This is a genomic window from Pseudoalteromonas sp. GW168-MNA-CIBAN-0100 (assembly GCF_040309225.1).
Classification (GTDB): Bacteria; Pseudomonadota; Gammaproteobacteria; order Enterobacterales; family Alteromonadaceae; genus Pseudoalteromonas; species Pseudoalteromonas arctica.
Genome location: NZ_JBEOOL010001192.1, coordinates 1 through 230, shown reverse-complemented (window position 1 = coordinate 230; position 230 = coordinate 1). Strand labels below are relative to the sequence as shown.

1 protein-coding gene is annotated in these 230 nt (G+C 40.4%); it reads left to right on the top strand.

The genetic code is table 11. The annotated features are described in order from the left end of the window. Positions 1-230 (top strand): transglycosylase domain-containing protein (locus tag AAEY62_RS25170; protein WP_350637236.1); only part of this gene is annotated, 230 nt, incomplete at both ends.

Below are 230 nucleotides of genomic sequence, written 5' to 3'. Positions count from 1 at the left end.
CGCTTAAACACTGCCAGATTAGAGCCTGTACAAATAGCCCGTATTGGTAATGACTCAAAACAAGATAGAGAGTTTGTACCATTAGATAAATTTCCTGACATGCTTAAAAATACCTTATTAGTAGTTGAAGACCGCGATTTTTATGATCATCATGGTGTATCGGTATTTTCAATTTTACGCGCTTTGTATACCAATATTCGCGCAGGGCGCACCGTGCAAGGGGGGAGTAC